The following is an 845-nucleotide window of genomic DNA, read 5'->3' as shown; positions in this document are numbered from 1 at the left end:
CAGCAGCCCATGCGCCACCAGCGGCCCCAGCAGGTCGTGCAGAGAGGAGCGCGGCATGGCCACCGCCTCCAGCAGGTCGGCGATGCCGGCCTCGCCGCCATGCGCCTTGAGCCAGACCAGGATGTCGAGGGTGCGCAGGATCGACCGGGCGCCGCCATCGGCCGCCGCCCCCTTGCCCACGGCAAAGGTCGTGGGGTCGTAATCCTCGCCCATGCCATGGCCCAGGATCAGGCTGGGCGGCCGGTCCCAGCGCACATGGTCCTCGACGGACACATCGGCGCGGACCGACGCCGTCTCCCACCCCCGGCTGATCACCAGGGGCGTGTGCACCTCGATCCGCCGCGGCAGGGTGCGGCCGGCCAGGATGTCGAGCGCGGCCTCGACCGCGCGGATGCCCATCGCCGGCGGGAAGTCCATCGCCGCCAGCTTCACCCCGTGCAGGATCGCCAGCTGGTAGACCGCGTTCTGGTCGCCGCCGGTGTGCGGCGGCACCCTTCCGTCATATCCGGCATCGACCCAGGCCTGGATCGACCCGGCGCCGTGCAGGCCGCTGTCGCACCAGACGCCGTCGATGGCGTCGCCCCAGCGCTCGATCAGCCCGGCCATGGCGCGGCGGCCGGCCGGGACCGTCATCTCGGTGTGCACCGTCTCAAGGATGCGGATGCCCGGCGACAGGGCGAAGACCTCGCGCGCCGCCCGGGCCCGGCGCAGCAGCGGCCCGATCTCCGGGTCCCCCACCATCATCACCACCGCGCCGCGGCCGCCCAGCGTCTCCACCAGCCACTGCGCCGGCAGCCGGCCGATCGCCGTGTCCGGCCCCGCGACCTGGACCACGGAATGCGACG

Annotated in this window: 1 protein-coding gene; it reads right to left on the bottom strand. The window is 74.0% G+C overall.

What is annotated here, in order from left to right; translation table 11 throughout:
• On the bottom strand, positions 1-845 hold an 845-nt coding region (locus P409_RS35400), incomplete at both ends, for a substrate-binding domain-containing protein (protein WP_152613735.1).

The organism is Inquilinus limosus MP06, from assembly GCF_000767795.1.
GTDB classification, from domain to species: Bacteria; Pseudomonadota; Alphaproteobacteria; order DSM-16000; family Inquilinaceae; genus Inquilinus; species Inquilinus limosus_E.
Note: the sequence above shows the minus strand (reverse complement) of the source record. Positions and strands in the feature narration are given on the sequence as shown.